Raw genomic sequence first — 19,995 nt, 5'->3', positions numbered from 1 at the left:
AAAAAATATAAATATAAAACACACTAACAAAGGATATAAAATGCAAAATTCAGTAATCATAATTGAAAGCCCAAATAAAGAGGCAAAAATAGCTCAAATTACAGGTGCAAAAGTATTTGCCACAAAAGGACACTTTAAAACATTAACTAAGCTAATCGTAAAAGATTATCAAAGTTACGAACCAGAATTTGAATTTAAAGATGATAAAGCAAAATTTGCTATCAATAAAATTATCAGCGAATGTAAAGGCAAAGAAGTAATCATAGCAACCGACCCAGATAGAGAGGGTTACGGAATTGGTTATTTATTTTATGAAATGGTAAAAAATCAAGCTCAAAGCGTAAAAAGGGCTGAATTCCACGAAATTACAGAAAGTGGCATTAAAAAAGGACTTGATAATGCTATCCCCTTTTCATCATCTAATTTCAATGAATTTAGTGCCTTTAAAGCACGCGCCGTAGGCGATAAATTAGTGGGCTTTATTTTAAGTCCAAAATATTTACAAATAAGCAAGGATTATAATGTATCCGTTGGACGCGTGCAAACGCCTGCTTTATCTTTAATCGTTAAAAGAGAGCTAGATATAAAAGAATTCAACGAAAACGCAGAAAACAAAAAAATAGATTATAAAATAAAAGTAAAATTATCTAAAAATGGCGTAGAATTTTATGCCATCAATGATAATATTTACCAAAGCATAGATGAAGCAAACGAAAAGATAAAAAGCCTAAATGAAATCAAAAAAGCCAAAGTTTATGGCGTTGATAAAAAAGAAGCGCAAATAAAGCCAAGCGCGCCATTTAGAACAAGTCAATACCAAGAAGCAGCAAATAAAAAATTTGGCTTTTCTAGCGAAGTTGCTATGACCTTAGCACAAAAATTATTTGAAAAAGGCTTAATTACTTATCACAGAACAGATAGCAATAGTTTATCTACTGAATTTTTAAATGAAGTAGAAAATAAGTTTAAATCTTGCCAATGGTATGAAAAAAGAGAATATAAAGCAGGCAATCAAAGCCAAGCCCAGGCGCACGAAGCTATAAGAATTTCGCATATACACGATTTTAGCGAAATAGAAAACATAGCGCAAAAAGAAAGCCTAAGTGATGATGAAATAAAGGCTTATACTTTAATTTATACTAACTCCCTTTTAAGTCAAGCAAAAAATGCTATAAATGAAAATTTTACTTATGATATAGACATTAACGCACTTAGTTTTAAAGCAAAAAGTAGCAAAGTAATTTATAAAGGCTTTAAAGGCGTTTTTGAAAGCTTTACTGATGATGAAAACGAAGAAACGCAAGATGAAATAAAAGAAGTAAGCAATTTAGAATTACAAAAAGATGAAGAGCTAGATATTTTAAGCTTTGAATTACAAGAAGTAAAGAAAAAAGCACCTAGCAAATATAAAGAGAGTAATTTTATTAGCTTACTTGAAAAAGAAAAAATAGGCAGGCCAAGCACCTATGCTACATTTTTACCAAAGCTTTTACAAAGGGAATTCATACAAATTGTAAAAAAAGGTAAAAACAACGAAATAGTAGCCACGCAAAAAGGCATAAATTTTATAGAAAGCCTAAAAACTAATGGTGATGAATGGATAACTAAAAGCGAATTCACAGCTCAAATGGAAGAAGTTTTAGATGAAATTAGCGCGGGCAAGCAACAATATCTAAATTTTATCAAGCCTTTACACGAAAAGCTTGGAAATATAGAAGTAAAAGAACAAGAAAAGAAAATAAGCCCGCCAAGCCCAAAACAGCTAGAATTTGCTAAACAATTAGCGCAAAAAACAGGCTTAGAATTACCAAGCAACATAGAAGAAGACTATAAAATTTGTAATGAATTTATAGAAAAGGCAAAAGCACAAGTGCCACCAAGCCCAAAACAAATAGAATTAGCCAAGAAGCTAGCAAACGATAAAAAAGTAGATTTACCAAAAAATTACGAGAAAAGTTTAGAAATATGCTCTAAATTCATCGATAAACACATTAAAGCTAAATAAAGGTTTAAAACGATGAAAATTCAACTAATGCTAAACTTGCAAGGTGAATTTATAAAAGTTACAAACAATAAAGCAAAAACTATTACGATAGCTACTTTAAGATTTTGTGATAAAAAAAATGCGTTATATGATAATTGCTGGGAATTAAAAACTACAAGAAACGCACAAAACAAGATAGATAGTATTATTATTCAAGCCGATACTAGAAAATTGAATAATGCAGAACTTACCAAAATTTTACAATATTTTAAAAATGATTTTGGCATAGGTGATAAATATTGCGAACAAAAGCTAATCATTAAAGTTGAATGCGATGATTTAATTTTAAATGTGATTGATGATGATATTGTAGATAATTTAGATACACACGAAAAAAAAGAGGTAGCCGTATAAATAAAAAAAGGGGCAAAAGCCCCGGGTGTTGCTTGGAAAACAGAAAGGAAAAAAACGCGTAGAAATAAATAAGAAAAAGAAAAATTATAACCACGCATTTTCAGCTTTGGATTATAGCAAAAAAGGATATATTATGCAAGTAAATTTTAACAAAACTATTAAAAAATTTTTGGCTTGGTTTTTTTTAATAAACATCACAGGCATAAGCTTGGTATTTGCATTAGAATATTTTTTTGGGTTTAAAAATAGCATATATGAAATTGTTAAGCAAAGAGATACATTTAAAATTATAGAAATTTGCACTACATATATTTTTCTTAATATTATGCTATATAATATTATTAGTTTTACAAAAAAAGACACAAATTTTTAACACTTAACGAAAAAATTATGTTACAATTTACGAATGAAAAAGTTAAAGAAATCTCAAAATCTCTATATTAGAGCCAATATCATACAAATTGACTACCAAAAAGACCAAATCCGCATAAGAAAAAGCACAGGCTTAAAATACTCTGGGTTAGCTTTTCAATTTGTAAAAAAGAATTACGAACGCTATTTAATCAAAGGGGCAGAAAAACAGCTAAAAAAAGAATTTCAAGCCCTGGAAGATGAAATAGTTATTCAAAGATTAAGCACGCAAGAAAGCAACAAGAAAATCGAAAAAACACCTGAGCCTTATTCTTTTAAGGCAATATTTGAAAAAGTAAATAATGAAAAAGCTTTTTTAAAAAATTCATCAGTTGCGACATATAAAAGCATAAGCAAACATTTACTCAATTTTTTACACTCTAATAATATTTATTATGTAGCAGATTTTACGCGCGAGCATTGCCAGCTTTTATTAAAATATTTATTAGATAATAACAAAAGCAGCGCTACAATTAATATATATTTTATATTGCTAAATAATGTGCTTACTTATGCGCACGAAAACAAAATAATAAGTGATAATCCATTTTATAAGCCTAAAATGCGACAAATCGCAAAAAAAAGCGAATTTAAGCCATTTACACTTGATGAAGTAAAACTTTTATTGAAAAATGCCGATGGCGATTTAAAACTATATCTTTTTATTGCGTTTTTTACAGGCGCAAGAATAGGCGAAATTCTAGCACTTACTTGGAATAATATTGATTTTGTAAATAATGAAATAAATATTCATCAAACATTAGCATTAAATGGTGTTTTAGATACCCCAAAGACAAAATCATCATTTAGAACTATTGATTTATTGCCAACATTAGCAAATAAATTAAAAGAATACCCCCAAGATAATAAAACTATAATTAAAAGCAGACGCACTAAATTAAACCAAGAATTTCAAGCTCTTTTAGCAAAATTAAATCTGGCACCACGCAGACTTTATGATACAAGGCATACTTTTGCTAGCATTATGCTTAGCAAAGGCGAAGAGCCTATGTGGGTGGGTTGCAAAATGCTAGGACATAAAGATTTGAATGAAACTTACAGAAGTTATGCGAAATATCTGCCAAGAGAAGTAAGACAAAGAGCAAAATTTTTAGAAAATGAAATGTTTTAAAAATAGCAAAAAGACATAAAATATAAGCAAAAATTAAAATATAAAATGTTATAATGTGATTAATGTATGCCTTAAAGGCACATATAAATAATAAAAAAAGCAAGATTTTAAAGCGCAATGTTATAATCTATCAATATAATTTTTTTGAAATTTTTTAGCGCGTTCTTTGGCTAGTTTTTGCATATCGCTTACCTTATCGAACTCATCCATAATCTCTTCGCCCAAAAGCGTCTCAATCACATCCTCAAAAGTTACAACACCAAAAAACTGCCCATAACGATCCACAACCACAAAAAATCTCTCATTTTTTTGAATAAAAAGACGCAAAAGATTAAGCACATTTAGATTATAAGGCACTATAAAAACAGGGCGAATAAACTCAGCCATCTGGCGCGATTTATCACACAATGCTTGATTTAAAATTTCAGCCGTTTCTACAATGCCAATGATGGTTTCACCAGCAAATACAGGCGCGCGCGAAAATGTAAAAATATGCTTGGATTTTACTATTTCTTCGATTTTATCATCGTGTTTTAATGAAAACACCACGCTTCTAGGCGTTAAAATATCGGCTGTTTGGTAGTTTTTAAGACTTAATAAATTTGTAAGTAATTTCATCTCTTTTTCATTTATACAGCCGCCATCCTTGCCTAGCTCGCTAGCAGCTAGCACCTCATCACGCGTGATCTTGCCCTTATGCCCAAAAGAAATAAATTTTATAATGATTTTAGCGATAAAAACAAAGGGCTTTGTAATTTTTAGCAAGTAGTGATTAAAAACAGCCACAAAAGGCGCTAAGTTTTGCCAGTAGGTTGCGCCTATGGTTTTGGGTAAAATTTCAGTTAAATAAATAAGCGCCACAGCAAAAATGCTAGATGCCAAAAATTGATACTGCTCACCATAAAGCGCGCTTATTTCTATGCCAAAGCCAGTAGCACTGCCTGTAACGCTAAATGTATTTAGCACTAAAATCGCGCCTTCTGTATCATCGATGTGGGATTTTTGATATTGTAAATATGCTCCAATTTTTGGGTGTTTTTTGGCATAGCTTTTTACAAAACTTGGAGTAGTGCTTAAAAAAGTAGATTCTAAAATCGAGCATAAAAAACTACAAGAAATAGCCACCACGCAATAAATTACAAGCAAGGTCATTTACGCTCTCCATTTTGTAAATTGCCTACGCCAAATACCGCATTTATCGTATCTTCAAGACTTACAATGCCAAGTAGTTGCTTATTTTCATCTATTACGCCCACTAAATGCTCCCTACAAATCACAAAAAATTTTAAAAGCGCCATCACTTGCATATTATCTCTAACAAAACGCATATTTTTAGCTATTGATTTTAGCGTGGATTTGTCATTTATATTTTGGCTATTTTCAAGGGGATTTACTATGCTTAAAATTTCATTATTTGTAAGGCTAGGCGTTTGGTTTAAATTAAAATTTTGAGTGTGAGGATTTAGCTCATCTAAACTCTCATCTGTTAAGTTTGCTGCTAAAATGCTTTGCCTAAAAACAAGAGAGTTTATTTTATTTGTGTTAGGATTTATTAGCGGAATGCGTGAGTATTTGTGATCTTGTATTTTTTGTAATGCTTGCTTGATGTTTTCATTTTCATCAAGGGCAAAAATTGCGCTTTTTTTTGTCATTATATCGCGCGCTTTTAGATTAGATTGTGCCATTAAATGCTCTAAAATTTCCATTTCTAGCTCGTCAATCGTGCCGCCTTTTTGGGCTAGTTCCATAAGGGCTAAAATTTCATCTTTGCTCATTTTTTGCACTTCATTTTGCCTAAAAAAGAAAGTAGTAATGCGCGAAATATAAACAAAAGGATAAGCGATATAATAAAGCACGATCAAAAAATAACTAGTCGGCAAAATCAGCCTTTTCCAATACATTGCCCCAAGGGTTTTAGGCACGATTTCACCGATATAAAGCACGCTTAAAGTCATAATCGCTGCTACCACGCCTTGAAATTTATCGCCAAAAACAGCCACAAACTGCGCGCCAACGCTAGCTGCGCCTACTGTATTTGCGATGGTATTTATCACCACGATTGCGCCAATTGAATTATCAATATTTATTTTTAAGTGTTTTAAAATTTTGCCTGCTTTGCTTAGTTTTGATGCGCTCCGCACAAAAGCAGGCGTGGCAGAAAACATCATTGCCTCGCACACAGAACAAACCATAGAAATACCAATAGTTAAGCAAAAATAAACAAGCAATAAACTCATCAAAACCTCAAAATTTTAAAAAATCGCCATTCTAACTAAAAATAATTTAAAAAACTTTTTTATAATTAAAATTTATGATATTTAAATGAATGTTTGAAATTTTAAATGCTTTTTAAATGCTCCAACGAGGTAAGATTCGCGTTTTGCCCTCAATTTGCGCTAGTATAAACTCTTTTTTAAAAAGATTATAAAGATTTTGCTGATTTAGAATTTTTTGCGTATCTCCATAAATATAGCCTTGCTCGCCATTTAAAAGCAGGCTTTGATGCGAAACCATAAAAACATGATCAGCATAATGTGAGCTAAAAATCACACAAATGCCTTGATGATTTAGCCTAGATATTAAAGATAAAATTTCATCTTGATGCGTGGTGTCTAAAAATGATGTTGGTTCATCCATTATCAAAAGTTTTGGTTTTGAAATAATAGCGCGCGCTATTAAAACTAATTGCATTTGCCCTCCGCTTAATTCATCGATTTTTTGCTCTAATAAATGCTCGCACCCTGCTAAAATCGCTGCTTGGCGCGCATCTTCAAAATCTTTTTTGCTTGGAGTATTAAATAAACCAATGCTGGCATTTTTACCAAGCATTATCATATCTACTACCTTAAAAGCAAAGGCTGGTTTTTCGCTTTGTGGGACATAGCCTATTAATTTTGCTCGCTCTTTTAAACCTAGCTCTTTGAAATTTTGTCCGTTTAAAATAATCTCTCCGCTTTGTAAGGGCAAAAGCGATAGCAAAATACGAAGCAAAGTGCTTTTACCTATGCCATTTGGCCCTAAAATCGCTAAGGTTTGACCTTGATTTAAATTAAAATTTAAATCTTTTAAAATAACTTTTTTGCCGTAATTAAAATTTAAACCCGAAATACTTAAAACCACTTTTTAGCCTTTTTTATCATAATTATGGCTATGCTTGGTGCGCCCACAATCGCTGTGATAATGCTTAGTGGGATTTCGGCTGTGGTGATGCTTCTTGCTAGCGTATCAGCAAGCATTAAAAATATCGCACCTAAAATCGCACTCATAGGCACTAAAACAGCGCAATTAGCACCATAAATTAGCCTTGTAATATGCGGGATTAAAAGCCCTACCCAGCCTATTATTCCGCTTACACATATACTAACGCTTGTAATAAGAGTCGCAAGCAAAACAATCACCACACCAAACATTCTACCTTGCCCTAAAAATACAGCATGCTCGCTTGAAAGTGCTAAGATATTGATTTTCCATGCCACACAAATAAGAATAATAATGCCAAATAAACTAACAGGCGCTAAAATCCCCAAATCACTCCAACTTAGCGAGCTCAAAGATCCCATAAGCCAATACACTATACTAGGCAATTTTTCTTCTGTATCTGCTGTGTATTTAACCAAAGAAATAAGCGCATCAAATAAGGCCGAAATGATAATGCCAGAAAGCACTAACATTAGTTTTGAGTTTTTATTAGTAAAATATCCTAGCAAATACGCCAAACAAACAGCCATCACTCCACCACTAAATGCGCCAAAACTAATCCCTAGCGAAGTAAATGAAAATAAAATACAAATTATCGCCCCAAAGCCAGCCCCACTTGCTACGCCTAAGATATTTGGGCTAACTAGCGGATTTTGAAATATAGCTTGAAACACCACGCCACTAATACTTAAACTAGCGCCAATTAATCCAGCTGCTATAAGCCTTGGCAAGCGTAATTCATAAAAAATCACATCAAATGTTTGTTTATCATTCATATAATAATTATAAAGCTCATCTAAACTAATGCGCCCACAAAATAAGCAAAAAACTAAGGCCAAAATCAAAAATAATATAGCAAAAAAATATTTTCTCATAAGATGGCCTAAAAATTATAATTACTTGAAATTTTATTTTCATCAACGCGTAAAATTTCATTTATATCACTAGCTTTTAAATCATAGCCATATAAAATTTTATAGCCCTTTTTCATCTCATCTATTAAATTAAAATTTCTAGCAAAATCCTCTCCATAAGCCAAAATGCCAAGCCAAATCCAAGCAAAATGCGATTCAGCAGTGGGCGGATCCCATCTATCGCCACCAAATGGTATTTTATAAACTCGTTTATTTTTAACAGCAGAAATATTTTTAAATAAAGCATTTTTATAAATATCTTTTGGCATAAGCAAATCAAAGCTACTAAGTATGATAATATCAGGGTTTGAAGCTATTAGTTGCTCTGTGCTTATGATTTTAGAACCTTTAAAATTTACGGCATTTTGTGCGCCTATGAGCTTTATGGCATAATGCTGATATGTGCCTTCTCCATTAGCTTGAAAGCTATTAGCGCGCCCATAAAAGGTTAAAATTTTTGGACTTTTTGCGTGAGATTTTGTAACAACATAAGATTTTATGCGCTCAAAAACGCTCTTTCTATGACTTAAAATTTCATCTACTCTTTCTTTTTTATCATAAGCATTGCCAAGCAATTCAAACCATTCAAGCGCGTTTTCTTCGTTGCCTCTATAATTTATTATGGCTAAATTTATGCCTGTTTTTTTAAGTGGCTCTACTATATCGCTACTTGTGTGTCCCCATTGCAACGCAAAATCTGGTTTTAATTTAATCAACTCTTCTACATTTGGGGTAAAATCCGCACCTATGCCACTGGTGCTAAGATTTAGCGCACTTGGGAAAATCCGCCCTAAAATATGCTCACTTAATGCTTTTTTGGCTGTTGGGTTTATGGTGATTAAGCGTTTTGGGCCAGCATCTATGGCTATTGAAAGGCTAGCATGTGGGATTGGAAACATAGCCACGCGTTTTGGGGGTTCATTTAAAATCACCATATTATCGTTTTGATCTTTAAAGCTAATTTGTTTAGCACTTAATAAAACAAAACTAACACATAAGACAAAAATTGATTTTTTCATACTTTTAACCCTAATAGCCTATTTAATAAACCCTCGCCAAATTTACTAGCATTTGGCATAAAATAACACCCGTGATGAAAAAACGGATCAAGACTAGTAAGAATTAGCCGTCCGCCACCAAATTCACACTCTTGATAAATACTAACCTCATCATTTAGTTTTGATTTTATAGCAGATTTTGCCCCTTTTAGTTTTTTGTATCCGCCATGAAAATGCCAAAGCAAATTTTGAAATTTTATGTAGTTAAAAAGCTCGTGGTTTTCATCATCTTGGCATATTTGGATATCATTTTTATTTTTATCTAGCCACCACCAAAAATCAAAAGGCAAATCCACAAACTCCACCCCATCAAGCCAAAGCTCAGGATCATTGCGCCCACAAACTACTAGCGTGCGCCCGCTTTTTAAAAAATTTCTAAATATTTCTTTATGCAAGATTAAATGCCTAGGCACTAATGAATCACTAACTAGCAAAATATCGCCATCATTTAATTCATCTGCTTTAAGCTGTGCTAAATACGCGGTTTTATAAAGATATTTAACAAAAGCACCTTTAAATAAACTTGCTAAATTATAATAAGTCCCGCTGTGTAAGGCTATTATTTTATTCATCATCTCCCCTTAAATATGCTATTAAATTCTCTATAAGTTTTGGCGTATCATTTGCGCTAGCTGCTATGTGTAAATCCACGCCTGCGTGAGTGTAAATTTTACCTTTGCCAAAATCAAGCTCCCAATCACTTGGCACGCTAGCTTGCTTGATGGCTGTAATGATTTTAGCTTTAAATGGCGGCGGGTTTTGTCCTCTTGAATAAAACCCAGCAACGCCGTTTTTTTCATTAAAATTTCTAATATCTAAATCTTTGTAAATTTTATGTGGGTTTATAAGGCTTATCATAAAATCAGGGTATTTAATATGCTCTACTGGCTCATAAATTTCAAGCATAGGCAAAAATTTCTTTTCTACATGCCCATTAAATAGCACGCGCCCGCCATTTTCTAAAAACTCGCACAAACGCCCACTAAGCTTGCTAAGTAAAATTTGATCCACACCACCACTTAGTATAATCCCCTTATATTCATTAAAATTTACATTTTCTAAATCATACTGCCATATAAAATCTAAATCTTTTGATTTTGTTATATCAAAGCCGTTCATACCGCCACTTGCGGATATATCATTAAAATAAACAAACAAAACATCTTTCATCTTAACCCCTAAAAATCAGCCTTAAAGCCAACTTTAAAATTTCTACCAGCACTTAAAAGCGGATTTGTAATAGACACAGGATAATCTGCATTTTCCCAAGATAAAGCAAGCCTATATTTTTTATCAAAAATATTCTCAACAGCAAAATTAAGCTCAAAATTTTCAAAAGTGGCAATTTTGCCAAAGCTTTTGCCAAAATAAATATTATGCACTACATAGCCAGCCTTTTGTCTTTCTTGGCTTTCATCGATTTTATTTTTACGCATCGCCCACGCGCTTGTGTATTGTAAATATGAATTATTTAAAATTTCAGGCTCGTAATTTAAGCCAACCATGCCATGAAGTGGCATTATTGTTCTTAGATTTTTATTATTTTCCTTGTCCTTGCCTCTTTGATAGCTTACATTTGTGCTTAGTTCTAAATTGTTTAAAATATTATAAGCTAGTTCAAGTTCTACGCCTTTTATGCTAGCTTTATCTAAATTTTGATTTTGATATGTTTTCATACCTAAATAATCAGCCACGCGCACATTATCTTGGATTAAATCTTTATAATCGCTATAAAAGCTTGTTATGCTTGCTCTTAAATAATCATTTTGAAATTTCAAGCCAAGTTCGTAATTTATGCTTTGCTCTGGTTTTAAATTATTATTTGGGATACTCATTGTTGTCCCATCTAGGCTAGCTATTGGCTCGATTTCATTAGCGGTTGGATTTCTAAAAGCACTGCTTATATTTGCTATTAGTTTAAGAGAATCCATTATAGGATAGCTAGTGCCAATAGCCCAGGTAAGTTTTTTGGTTTTTACTCCGCCATCTTGATATAAAGATTTTAAACTCTCATCAACACTGCTTATATCCGAATCGCTCTTAAAATGATCATAACGCAAGCTAGCACTAAGCAAGGCGTCATTATCAAATCTATACTCAAATAAGCCAAAACCAGCTAGATTGAGTTGCGTGTGATCTATGCTTGTGTTTTTTCTTGCCCCGCCACGAATACTTTGCTGGGTAGAATCCCAAATTTCATGGTAAATATTTATGCCATAAGTTTGTGTTAAATTCTCTCCTTTATATTTTGCCACGATCTTAGAGCCTAGCACTTCTGGGCCAACTACATAATTATTTACAAAAGCATTTTTGCTTAAATCTGGCACGATAAATAAATTTGTATAAATTTCTCTAGCAAAAACACTTGCATCAAGTTCAAAATTTTCAAAAATTTCACCATTATAATTAAGCGCTGCGTATTTTTCCCAAAGTGGCATTTGGCGCACTATTTTATTAGGCACGCCTTTTGCGGTATTGCCAGCACCAGGACTTGGCACAGAACCACCTGGCATACCACGCTTAGTAGTGCCATATCTTGCTTGTAAGCCGATTCTATGGCTATCTCCCCAGCTATAACCTGTATTTAAATCAAAAGATTTATATAAATAATCAGAATTTGGCACCTTACCCTCTGGCGTTTTATAATCCCTGCCATAGCGATAATTTAACCCTAGCAAAAAATCAAAACCATGCCCTACAAAGCCTAATTGTAATCTATTTTGCATACCATGATTTACGCTTGAAAAATTTGAGCTAAAATAATTATTACTTAATGCAAAATCACCAAAAACATCTCCACTTGCTCTTTTGCTAATTAAGTTTATAACCCCACCAAAGCTATCCGTGCCAAATACCGAGCTAGCAGGGCCTCGCACAATCTCTAATCTTTCAAATTGATCAGGATCAAACATTGTGTATTCTAAAACGGGCCTACCTTTCCATCTAAGCCCATCTATAAAAGTAGGCACGCGATAATCGCCAGCACTCATTCCACGAATCACAGGCTGGCCTGAATCCATACCATCATTTACCATACCAACGCCTGGCTCTTGGGCAATCAATTCTAAAACATTCTTACCAACGCTTTTTTGAATGCTTTGCTCGTTTATTATAGATAAGCTTTTGCTTTCATCTATTAAGGATTTTATGCTTTGTGAGCTTGGAGGTGCTTCTGTGCTTACTAGTATTTCTTTAAGCATTTCATCAGCAGCAAATAAAGAACAAGTTGCCATTAAAGACGACATAAACAGGGCTTTTTTCATCATTTATCCTTTAAGATATTTTTTAGTATTTTTTTGAGTTTTTTCAAAAAAAATTGCTATAATAACAGAAATGATAAGCTTTTTCAATATTAAAAATAACTAAAATCGAAGTATTTTTTACCAAAAAAGAATTTCTAAATTTTAAGGCTTATAATGTTTGCTAAAATCAACACAAACAATAACACCACAAACGAAATTTTAATAAATCAAAGCCATATCCAAATAGAAAAAGGCATTCAACTCTACATAAATAAAATTGATGCTAAAAAAGATAATTTAATTTTTATAAAAAATAATTTTTGTGGGCTTAGCATAAGTATTACTTTTAGCGGATTTTGGCATTATCAAAGCCATAATTATGCTCTTGTAATTTTATCCCAGGCTGGTTATAGCGCGTTAAATTACATCAATAATGATTGTGGCAAGATATTTTTAAAACAAGGCAAGCAAATCCAAAACATCACAATTAACATAGAAAATAAAATTTTATTAAAATATTTATCTTATAAAATTTACGAAAAATTAAAATTTTCACAAACCATCGCCAATAAACTTAGTTCAAACTTTATAGCCATTACCACAAAAGAACTTCTTAGTGCTAATGCAACAAACGAGCTTTTTATAAAAGCGCGCGCTTATGATTTAATAGCTTATGAACTAAAAATGCTAAATGATAGTTATAAAGAGCCTAATTTAAATCAAGATGATATCAAAGCCTTAAATTCTGCCATGCAAATTTTAAAACAAAACTACAAAAATCCACCCACCATACAAAGCCTAGCGCGCAGTATTTGCATAAACGAAACCAAGCTAAAACTAGGCTTTAAACAGCTTTTTGGTATGACCATTCATGCAAGCATAACACAAGCTAGAATGCAAGAAGCAAAGCAATTAATTAGCCAAAAAGAATTAAACCTAGCTCAAATTTCAAAAGAGCTTGGCTACAAACAACAACACAATTTCACCACGGCTTTTAAAAAATATTTTGGCATTAATCCTAGCAAGATTAAATTTTAACCACTGCCCCAAAAAATATTTGTGTTAAATTTTAAAGCTTATTTTGATAGTAAATTATGATAATAAATCTTATAATATTTTGGTAATATTTATCATTTTTATGATAATATTTCGCATTTTCTTTAAGGAGTTGTGATGGAAATTTTTGAGTTTTTAAGTAAGTATATTGACCATATAATCATTGCTATACTTGCTTTTATGAGTTTTTTGGTTATGTGGTTTAGTGTGGAGAGGGTTTTATTTTATATGAGTGCAAAGCCTAAAAATTACCCTAGCAAAAATGCCTACGAAGAGGCTTTAAGCAAAAATCTTACAATTTTATACATAATTTATTCAAATGCGCCTTATATCGGGCTTTTAGGCACGGTAGCTGGCATAATGATAACCTTTCATGATATGGGTTTAAGTATGCAAGCAAATGGTGGTGGTATCGATACAGCAGCCATTATGGTAGGTCTTTCTTTGGCATTAAAAGCCACAGCGCTTGGATTATTAGTAGCAATTCCTACGCTAATGATTTATAATGGCTTTATTCGCAAGGTAGATGTGCTTTGTTCTCGCTTTGAAGATGAAATAAAGGCAAGAGCATGAAATTGCCAAAAAAAGATGGCTTAAATATAGTTCCGTTTATAGATATTATGCTAGTTTTGCTAGCTATTGTGCTATCAATTTCTACTTTCATTGCGCATAATTCTATAAAAGTAGATTTGCCAAGTGCTAAAAATGCCGCCAAAGAAGATAAACAAGATAAGGTTGAAATTAGCATAAATGCGAACTCGCAAATATTCATAGCAAATGAACGCGTTTTTGAAAATGAGCTTAGCCAAAAATTACAAGATATAAACCCGCAAACTCTAATAATTTTACGCAGCGATAAAGAGGCGCATTTTGAAAGCTTTGTAAGCGTAATTGATGCTCTAAAACAAAAAGAGCATAAAAATTTTGCCATATTAACGGAGCAAAAATAATGAAAAATAATTTAATAGGCTTTTTTATTTCTTTAATTTTACACTCTATCTTGCTGATTTTTTTTATACAATTTAACACACCAGCCCAATTAACAGCTGCTCAAAATGAAAAACTTAGTCATATTTCATTAAATGATTTTATGCCAAAATTAGAGCCTAAAAATGAAAACCTACCAGAAGAAAACGAAATAGTAAAAGAGCAAATAGTAGAAAAAATAGTGCCTAAAAAACCAAAGCAAAAACCAAAAATCCCGCAAAAAATCAATAAAACAGAGCAAATAACCAAGCAAGACCAAAACGCCACCCCAAGCGAACAAACTCCAACCCAGCCAACAAGCCAAGCACCCACAAAAGATAAAAACCAAGATGAAATTTTTGCTAAAATCGGCCAGCTAATAGCCCAATACGCCATCAAAAGATACCCAAACGATGCCAAAAAGCGCCGCCAACAAGGCCTAAGTATCATACAATTTAGCTACAAAAAAAATGGCATTGTAGATAATATAAAAGTAATCTCTGGCAAATATGATAGCCTAAATAACGCCGTAATCAAAGCCATAGAAAAAACAAAACATAAATTCCCAAAAATCAACGCCGATGTTGTCTTTGAAGTGCCAGTAAGGTTTGAATTAAAATAAAATTTGCGCGCGTAAATTTTAAAATTTGCTACTTTTGCGCTTTCAAAATTTTAACTTAAAATTTATGCGCTTTTAAAATTTTGAAATTTGCGCGTAAAAATCATTAAAAATCTTGGCCGACTTTAAATAATCTAACATATCTCCCACCCACTTTTTTAAATAATTTTTTATTAGCCCAGCCATCTACAACCTCGTAAAAATATTTTTTACTTATGCCTAAATACTCGCACGCATAATCAATGTATTTGTCCGCGCATAAACCATCGTATTTTTCTACCATTTTAATGCCTTCTTCGCGGCTCATTCGACCTTCTCTTATATCGAAAACAACATCATCATGCGCTCGCCCAAAGCCATTTTTAAGATATTTAAGCATTTCATTAGCAATCATCAAATCATCATCAACAGACGAAAATATCCTATAACGCCCAATATCTTCTGGCTTATCATCATATCTGCCACGCATTCCCCTTGCTATGGAGTAATCCGCATTATAAACGGGTGAATATTCTTTTATGTAATATTGTAAAAATATAGCCCTAAGACCTTTGGCTTTAATTTCATCAAGGGACGGGAATTTATAAATATTTAATTTTGTCTTATCAATGCCATCAATCTCCCAAAGCTTGGCATCCATCATATCTTTATTGGTTTGTGTGTAGATGATATTAAACCAATTATCATCTGGTTTAGCATTATTAGTTCCCCAAACCAAATCCCCATTTTCTCCCATTACAATAAGCGGGATATTAAAATTTAGGGCTGTTTTAGTGAGCATAGAAAAGCACATTTGCTCCAAAGGCTTACAAATATGGCCGTATTTTTCAAATGAATAAAGGGCTAATTTTTTGCCAATTAAAGGATCAGCCCAAAATTGTAATAAATCATAGCCCATATTTCTTAAATTATGTATATTATGCTCGCCGTTTTTGCTGATTGGCTGGCAAAGAACATTTATTAATAAAACATTAGCATTATAATTTTCTTTAATATAACCAGCCAAAAAAGTCGAATCTTTCCCGCCACTTACGCCAATACAGCAATCATACATACTGCCATTATCCTTTGCTTTTTGCTTGGCGGTTTTTATAATCAAATCAAGCTCTTTTTTTCTTTGATCCCAGTTGATTGTTTTTAAGCTATCATAATACCTACACCCGCCACATATACCCTGCTCGTCTAATTCCATGCCATATCTTGTATCCATAGACATACAACGCTTACAATATTTCATCAATTCTCCTTTATTAAAGCGTATTGTATAACATCATTATATTTGCCGTTTTTGTATTGAGCGTCTTTAAAAACACCTTCTTTTTGAAAGCCTAATTTCTCTCCAAGTCTTTGCATTCTAATGTTTTGTATGTGCGTGCCAAAGTAAATTCTATGTAAGCCTAATTCATCAAAAGCTCTTTTTAAGAGTATTTGGCTTGCTTGTGTGGCATAGCCCTTGCCCCAGAATTTTTTTTCGCCAAACAAAAAGGCTATTTCGGCGCTGTTGTTTTGGTAGTTTATGTTTTGTAATGAAATGTTGCCAATATGTGTTTTATCCAAATAAACAGCATACACTTCGCATTTAGGGTTATCTTGGACGGAATTTATATACTCCACAGCCATTTGTTTTGTGTAAATGTTCTCGCCGTGGCTGTTAAACTCACACACTTCTTTGTCATTAAGCCAGCCTACATACGCATCGCTTAAATCATCTAATGACAGCGGTTTGAGCTGTAAATTTTCACTTTTTAAAAGCATTATATCTTTCCTTTGTAGTTTTTTAAATCATCCAAATTTTGTGCTACCTTGATAAAAGCGTTAATTACATCATCTAAATCTTTTTTACTCATTCCCGGGCGCATATATTCGTGGGTTATCAAGGTATTGTGATACAAATCCTCCACAACAGGGCAAATGCCTTGTGAGTAATCATACACTCTTTTGTTTTCTTTTTGCGCATAAGTCCAAGGAAAGCCTTTTAAGCCATAAGCGATTTTGTTTTGAAACAACGGGGACAAATAAAGCGGTTTGAGATAGCCACACCCGATTTTTATGCCCTCTGTTTCTCTTAATTCTATTGGCATAAGCTCAGCACAAAGGGCTTTGACGAAAATATCTCTATGCACGCCTGCTTTATCTTTGTCAAATAAAAAAGTATGCGCATAATACGAATGCTCTGCACCCTCTCTAAGCTTTTGCATGGCCAAAAAAGGAAGTTCTTTTAAATTTTGCTCCAAATAAGCAATGTTTTGCCTTCTTTCAAGCACTAAATTTTCAAGCTTGCCAAGTTGTTCATTAGCTATGGCGGCTTCGATTTCTGTCATACGAAAGTTAAATCCAAACATATTGCTTAAATTTTTATCGCCCTTTGCCTCGATAACAGCTTCTGCGTGATTTCTTATAAGTCTTAATCTATTTGCTAGCTCTTCATCATCAGTAACCAAAATGCCACCTTCGCCTGAATGAATGTGCTTGTGATAATTAAGCGAATAAATGCCAATATCGCCTAATGTGCCTGCAAATTTGCCATTTAGCTTGGCATAAGGGGCTTGCGCGCTGTCTTCTATGATTTTTAGATTGTGCTGTTTGGCTAATGCGTTGATAGCATCAGCATTGTAAGGCTGTCCAAAGATATTTACGACAATGATGGCTTTTGTTTTATCGGTAATTTTTTGTGCTATGGAATTTACATCTAAACAAAAACAATCCTTTTCAACATCCGCAAAAACAGGGATAGCATTGTAAATAAGCGGAGCAGTAGCACTTGCGCTCATCGTATAAGGTGATACGATGATTTCATCAAATGGCTCAGTGCCGATAGCCCCAACCGCACAATAAAGCGCAGAAGTAGCTGAATTTACCGAAATAGCATATTTAGCACCAAAGAATTTAGCCCATTTTTCTTCTAGCTCTCTTACTTGTGGTCCGCCAAAAAAATCATCGTGCCAGCAACCTAAAAATTTTGAAAATATAGAAGTTTCAAAAACTTTCATCACCCTTTTTAACTCTTCTTCGCCTATGGGTTTGTAAGCGGGGAATTTGTCTTTTCTAACCTTTTGCCCGCCAAGTAATGCTAATTTTGACATAATCTATCCTCGATAAATTTAATAATATTTTCAGTCGCATTAAAATTTAAATCTACATTTTTATACACACAGCTATTAAATTTTAATGCCCTTTGTAATTCATTTTTTAGAGTAATTTCATCATTTATAAATGGCAAGATTTTTCTTTTTGTTAGAATAAATTTATTAGGATTTGTTTCGTATTTTTGGTAACTTAGCGCGCTTTTATTTACAATAATACTTTCAAGCAATACCATTGAAGTTATAGAAACGATTAAATCTGAAATTTTAATGGCTTGTAATGAGCTTATATTCTTAATTATAGTGCCCCCCCCCTAGCGATTTTTTCAAACTTGTCTAATTTTTCGCGCGGATGGGGTTTGATTAGCAATCTTGCATTATCGGGGATATGCTCTATTAAATCCTTTAAGCATTCTAAGCCGTAGTTATTTGTATGTGGCTCTGATGCCCATAAAATAAGCTTTTGCTTGCCTTTTAGCAAAGAACTTCTAAGCCCACTTACATCAAGGGCATCAAAGCAATCTTTAATATACCTAAAATGCGGATTGCCTAATGGATGCATAAGCTCTTTTGGCACGCCTTGTTTGCTTGCTTCATCTTTGGCGTAAGTATCCATTACGATGAAAAAATCGGGCAAATAATCAAGCTCATTATATCTTTTGTTTTTGGCTAATTCTTTGGTAGAATACTTGGTAAATCTATTATAATTCACCCAAAAATCAAGTATAGCTAGGCACAAAATGCCGTGCTTGTGAGCAGATTTTCTCAACTCTTTTTCTGTCATATCTTTTGCGCTTGTGCCTGTGATGATAAAATTTGGCTTGACATTTTTTATTAGCTCATCTGTATTGCCCGCATACTCGGCAACATTTGGCAAAATAAAAAGCGCAGGACCCTTGCCATATATAAAACACTCAAAGCCTTTTGCCATCAAAGGCAAAATTAAAGGTTTAATGGCATTTGCACCGCCAGGATCATGTGCGAAAAACAAAATCTTACGCATACTTTATCGCCTTATATCCATCATCAAGCGTGCATAATAGCTTTTCATTGCCATTTAAAAAAGCTATTATGTTATCAACCGCATTTGCCATAGCAAAATCCAAATCAGTTTTATAACTTTTTTTGGGCGCAAGTGTTTTATAGCCTTTGAATTTATCATTATCTTTAACGCTATATATCTCAATCAAAAAGCCACTATCAAGCATTCTTATGCGTGCTTTTTCAAACAATAAATCAAGCTCAAAAATCGTGTAGTTGTTACAATCGCACCCATTTATCACTACTTTTTTGTTATCTTCAAAGGTTAAAATCACGCTCTTTGTCGCATCATCATCGTAAAAATCACAAAAGGCATTAAAAGTACTACTTTCTTTTATTTCACCAAGCAATAAATTGAGCAAATTTATAATATGTGAGCCATTATGTATAAAGCCTTTTGTATAAAAAGCACTGCCGCATTGATACTTGCCAAATTCATTATTTTTGATTTGATGGGCTAAATTTTGAAAGCTTTTTGAAAAGTTGCGAGAATAATTTACTAAAATAGGAATTTGAATCTGTTTTAAAATTTCAATCTCTTTTTTATCTTTACAAACAGGCTTTTCTAAAAAGATGATTTTGGGTTTTAGTAAGGTTGCCACCTTTGATGCCATTTGCGCGTGGCATTCATCTGGGACACAAATGCTTACTATATCGACATTTTGGGCTTCGTTTAATGAATAAAGGCATTTTGTGTTCCATTTTTTTGCCATAAACTGGGCTTTTTTCTCATCAATATCATAAAAGCCTAACAAATCAATGCTTGAATTTTTTACATAAGCGTGCGCGTGAGTAAGGATACAATCATCATTTATATCATCAAATCCACCAGCAATTTGCCCAGCACCCACAATCAAAGCATTATACATTTTATTAT

The 19,995-nt window shown here is 33.0% G+C and carries 22 protein-coding genes; 8 read left to right on the top strand and 14 right to left on the bottom strand.

What is annotated here, in order from left to right; all coding sequences use genetic code 11:
- The first annotated feature begins 40 nt into the window (after positions 1–40).
- The 4 genes from CINF_RS03040 to CINF_RS03025 all read left to right on the top strand — a co-directional run bounded on the left by CINF_RS03040 (position 41) and on the right by CINF_RS03025 (position 3,941).
- On the top strand, positions 41–2,005 hold the full coding sequence (locus tag CINF_RS03040) for a type IA DNA topoisomerase (RefSeq protein ID WP_179975699.1): 1,965 nt from the start codon (positions 41–43) through the stop codon (positions 2,003–2,005).
- Positions 2,006–2,017: 12 nt separating this feature from the next.
- On the top strand, positions 2,018–2,398 hold the full coding sequence (locus CINF_RS03035; RefSeq protein WP_179975698.1) for a hypothetical protein: 381 nt from the start codon (positions 2,018–2,020) through the stop codon (positions 2,396–2,398).
- A gap of 133 nt (positions 2,399–2,531) precedes the next feature.
- Positions 2,532–2,771, top strand: coding sequence for a hypothetical protein (locus tag CINF_RS03030; RefSeq protein ID WP_178696695.1), 240 nt, complete (start codon positions 2,532–2,534; stop codon positions 2,769–2,771).
- A 33-nt stretch (positions 2,772–2,804) separates the two neighbouring features.
- Positions 2,805–3,941 (top strand): tyrosine-type recombinase/integrase, encoded by a 1,137-nt coding sequence (locus CINF_RS03025; protein ID WP_179975697.1) that lies wholly within the window; start codon positions 2,805–2,807, stop codon positions 3,939–3,941.
- Positions 3,942–4,061: 120 nt separating this feature from the next.
- On the opposite strand, the gene CINF_RS03020 is transcribed toward CINF_RS03025, so the two are convergent.
- From CINF_RS03020 to CINF_RS02985, 8 genes are all read right to left on the bottom strand, one after another.
- Positions 4,062–5,093, bottom strand: coding sequence for a CNNM domain-containing protein (locus tag CINF_RS03020; protein WP_179975696.1), 1,032 nt, complete (start codon positions 5,091–5,093; stop codon positions 4,062–4,064).
- Positions 5,090–6,178 carry a CNNM domain-containing protein gene (locus tag CINF_RS03015; protein WP_179975695.1) on the bottom strand — a complete coding sequence of 363 codons (1,089 nt, stop codon included), beginning with the start codon at positions 6,176–6,178 and terminating at the stop codon, positions 5,090–5,092. Before CINF_RS03015 ends, CINF_RS03020 begins: the two co-directional genes overlap by 4 nt.
- Positions 6,179–6,290: 112 nt before the next feature.
- Complete coding sequence (locus CINF_RS03010) at positions 6,291–7,061, bottom strand: ABC transporter ATP-binding protein (protein WP_179975694.1); 771 nt, start codon at positions 7,059–7,061, stop codon at positions 6,291–6,293.
- On the bottom strand, positions 7,052–8,014 hold the full coding sequence (locus CINF_RS03005) for a FecCD family ABC transporter permease (protein ID WP_179975693.1): 963 nt from the start codon (positions 8,012–8,014) through the stop codon (positions 7,052–7,054). The genes CINF_RS03010 and CINF_RS03005 overlap by 10 nt, the downstream gene beginning before the upstream one ends.
- An 8-nt stretch (positions 8,015–8,022) precedes the next feature.
- The gene (locus CINF_RS03000; protein WP_179975692.1) at positions 8,023–9,072 is read right to left on the bottom strand and encodes an ABC transporter substrate-binding protein; all 1,050 of its coding nucleotides are present in this window, start codon (positions 9,070–9,072) and stop codon (positions 8,023–8,025) included.
- Positions 9,069–9,683: a hypothetical protein gene (locus tag CINF_RS02995; protein ID WP_178696702.1), complete on the bottom strand. Its 615-nt coding sequence runs from the start codon at positions 9,681–9,683 to the stop codon at positions 9,069–9,071. The genes CINF_RS03000 and CINF_RS02995 overlap by 4 nt, the downstream gene beginning before the upstream one ends.
- A complete protein-coding gene (locus CINF_RS02990) occupies positions 9,676–10,281 on the bottom strand; it encodes a hypothetical protein (RefSeq protein WP_179975691.1) in 606 nt (201 codons plus the stop codon). Before CINF_RS02990 ends, CINF_RS02995 begins: the two co-directional genes overlap by 8 nt.
- Positions 10,282–10,289: 8 nt before the next feature.
- Positions 10,290–12,374: a TonB-dependent receptor gene (locus CINF_RS02985; RefSeq protein WP_179975690.1), complete on the bottom strand. Its 2,085-nt coding sequence runs from the start codon at positions 12,372–12,374 to the stop codon at positions 10,290–10,292.
- A 153-nt stretch (positions 12,375–12,527) separates the two neighbouring features.
- On the opposite strand from CINF_RS02985, the gene CINF_RS02980 reads away from it, so the two are divergent.
- The 4 genes from CINF_RS02980 (at position 12,528) to CINF_RS02965 (ending at position 14,997) form a co-directional block, all read left to right on the top strand.
- Entirely contained in the window at positions 12,528–13,391 is an 864-nt protein-coding gene (locus CINF_RS02980) for a helix-turn-helix transcriptional regulator (RefSeq protein WP_179975689.1), read from the top strand.
- Positions 13,392–13,526: 135 nt separating this feature from the next.
- Entirely contained in the window at positions 13,527–13,982 is a 456-nt protein-coding gene (gene exbB / locus CINF_RS02975) for a TonB-system energizer ExbB (protein WP_179975688.1), read from the top strand.
- On the top strand, positions 13,979–14,359 hold the full coding sequence (gene exbD, locus CINF_RS02970; RefSeq protein ID WP_179975687.1) for a TonB system transport protein ExbD: 381 nt from the start codon (positions 13,979–13,981) through the stop codon (positions 14,357–14,359). Before exbB ends, exbD begins: the two co-directional genes overlap by 4 nt.
- On the top strand, positions 14,359–14,997 hold the full coding sequence (locus CINF_RS02965; RefSeq protein ID WP_179975686.1) for an energy transducer TonB: 639 nt from the start codon (positions 14,359–14,361) through the stop codon (positions 14,995–14,997). Before exbD ends, CINF_RS02965 begins: the two co-directional genes overlap by 1 nt.
- Positions 14,998–15,100: 103 nt before the next feature.
- Here CINF_RS02965 and CINF_RS02960 read toward each other — a convergent pair whose 3' ends face one another.
- The 6 genes from CINF_RS02960 to CINF_RS02935 form a co-directional block, all read right to left on the bottom strand.
- Positions 15,101–16,231 (bottom strand): N-acetyl sugar amidotransferase, encoded by a 1,131-nt coding sequence (locus CINF_RS02960; RefSeq protein WP_179975685.1) that lies wholly within the window; start codon positions 16,229–16,231, stop codon positions 15,101–15,103.
- Positions 16,231–16,749 (bottom strand): GNAT family N-acetyltransferase, encoded by a 519-nt coding sequence (locus CINF_RS02955; RefSeq protein WP_179975684.1) that lies wholly within the window; start codon positions 16,747–16,749, stop codon positions 16,231–16,233. The genes CINF_RS02960 and CINF_RS02955 overlap by 1 nt, the downstream gene beginning before the upstream one ends.
- Positions 16,749–18,077, bottom strand: a complete 1,329-nt coding sequence (locus tag CINF_RS02950; RefSeq protein WP_179975683.1) for a DegT/DnrJ/EryC1/StrS family aminotransferase — start codon at positions 18,075–18,077, stop codon at positions 16,749–16,751. Before CINF_RS02950 ends, CINF_RS02955 begins: the two co-directional genes overlap by 1 nt.
- Positions 18,065–18,313: a hypothetical protein gene (locus tag CINF_RS02945; protein WP_179975682.1), complete on the bottom strand. Its 249-nt coding sequence runs from the start codon at positions 18,311–18,313 to the stop codon at positions 18,065–18,067. Before CINF_RS02945 ends, CINF_RS02950 begins: the two co-directional genes overlap by 13 nt.
- A 62-nt stretch (positions 18,314–18,375) precedes the next feature.
- Entirely contained in the window at positions 18,376–19,080 is a 705-nt protein-coding gene (locus tag CINF_RS02940) for a hypothetical protein (protein WP_179975681.1), read from the bottom strand.
- Positions 19,073–19,987 (bottom strand): Gfo/Idh/MocA family protein, encoded by a 915-nt coding sequence (locus CINF_RS02935; protein WP_179975680.1) that lies wholly within the window; start codon positions 19,985–19,987, stop codon positions 19,073–19,075. The genes CINF_RS02940 and CINF_RS02935 overlap by 8 nt, the downstream gene beginning before the upstream one ends.
- Between the last annotated feature and the right edge of the window lie 8 nt (positions 19,988–19,995).

Origin of the sequence: Candidatus Campylobacter infans (genome assembly GCF_013416015.1) — a bacterium.
GTDB classification, from domain to species: domain Bacteria; phylum Campylobacterota; class Campylobacteria; order Campylobacterales; family Campylobacteraceae; genus Campylobacter; species Campylobacter infans.
Note: the sequence above shows the minus strand (reverse complement) of the source record. Positions and strands in the feature narration are given on the sequence as shown.

What these genes read in the sequence shown, in the direction of transcription:
- CINF_RS02965 (WP_179975686.1), top strand. Translation starts at nt 14,359, where the DNA reads ATGAAAAATAATTTAATAGGCTTTTTTATTTCTTTAATTTTACACTCT.
- CINF_RS02950 (WP_179975683.1), bottom strand. Translation starts at nt 18,077, where the DNA reads ATGTCAAAATTAGCATTACTTGGCGGGCAAAAGGTTAGAAAAGACAAA.
- CINF_RS03020 (WP_179975696.1), bottom strand. Translation starts at nt 5,093, where the DNA reads ATGACCTTGCTTGTAATTTATTGCGTGGTGGCTATTTCTTGTAGTTTT.
- CINF_RS02995 (WP_178696702.1), bottom strand. Translation starts at nt 9,683, where the DNA reads ATGAATAAAATAATAGCCTTACACAGCGGGACTTATTATAATTTAGCA.
- CINF_RS03040 (WP_179975699.1), top strand. Translation starts at nt 41, where the DNA reads ATGCAAAATTCAGTAATCATAATTGAAAGCCCAAATAAAGAGGCAAAA.
- exbD (WP_179975687.1), top strand. Translation starts at nt 13,979, where the DNA reads ATGAAATTGCCAAAAAAAGATGGCTTAAATATAGTTCCGTTTATAGAT.
- CINF_RS03035 (WP_179975698.1), top strand. Translation starts at nt 2,018, where the DNA reads ATGAAAATTCAACTAATGCTAAACTTGCAAGGTGAATTTATAAAAGTT.
- CINF_RS02960 (WP_179975685.1), bottom strand. Translation starts at nt 16,231, where the DNA reads ATGAAATATTGTAAGCGTTGTATGTCTATGGATACAAGATATGGCATG.
- CINF_RS02985 (WP_179975690.1), bottom strand. Translation starts at nt 12,374, where the DNA reads ATGAAAAAAGCCCTGTTTATGTCGTCTTTAATGGCAACTTGTTCTTTA.
- CINF_RS03000 (WP_179975692.1), bottom strand. Translation starts at nt 9,072, where the DNA reads ATGAAAAAATCAATTTTTGTCTTATGTGTTAGTTTTGTTTTATTAAGT.
- CINF_RS02980 (WP_179975689.1), top strand. Translation starts at nt 12,528, where the DNA reads ATGTTTGCTAAAATCAACACAAACAATAACACCACAAACGAAATTTTA.
- CINF_RS02940 (WP_179975681.1), bottom strand. Translation starts at nt 19,080, where the DNA reads ATGCGTAAGATTTTGTTTTTCGCACATGATCCTGGCGGTGCAAATGCC.
- CINF_RS03005 (WP_179975693.1), bottom strand. Translation starts at nt 8,014, where the DNA reads ATGAGAAAATATTTTTTTGCTATATTATTTTTGATTTTGGCCTTAGTT.
- CINF_RS02990 (WP_179975691.1), bottom strand. Translation starts at nt 10,281, where the DNA reads ATGAAAGATGTTTTGTTTGTTTATTTTAATGATATATCCGCAAGTGGC.
- CINF_RS03025 (WP_179975697.1), top strand. Translation starts at nt 2,805, where the DNA reads ATGAAAAAGTTAAAGAAATCTCAAAATCTCTATATTAGAGCCAATATC.
- CINF_RS03030 (WP_178696695.1), top strand. Translation starts at nt 2,532, where the DNA reads ATGCAAGTAAATTTTAACAAAACTATTAAAAAATTTTTGGCTTGGTTT.
- CINF_RS02945 (WP_179975682.1), bottom strand. Translation starts at nt 18,313, where the DNA reads ATGGTATTGCTTGAAAGTATTATTGTAAATAAAAGCGCGCTAAGTTAC.
- CINF_RS03015 (WP_179975695.1), bottom strand. Translation starts at nt 6,178, where the DNA reads ATGAGTTTATTGCTTGTTTATTTTTGCTTAACTATTGGTATTTCTATG.
- exbB (WP_179975688.1), top strand. Translation starts at nt 13,527, where the DNA reads ATGGAAATTTTTGAGTTTTTAAGTAAGTATATTGACCATATAATCATT.
- CINF_RS02955 (WP_179975684.1), bottom strand. Translation starts at nt 16,749, where the DNA reads ATGCTTTTAAAAAGTGAAAATTTACAGCTCAAACCGCTGTCATTAGAT.
- CINF_RS02935 (WP_179975680.1), bottom strand. Translation starts at nt 19,987, where the DNA reads ATGTATAATGCTTTGATTGTGGGTGCTGGGCAAATTGCTGGTGGATTT.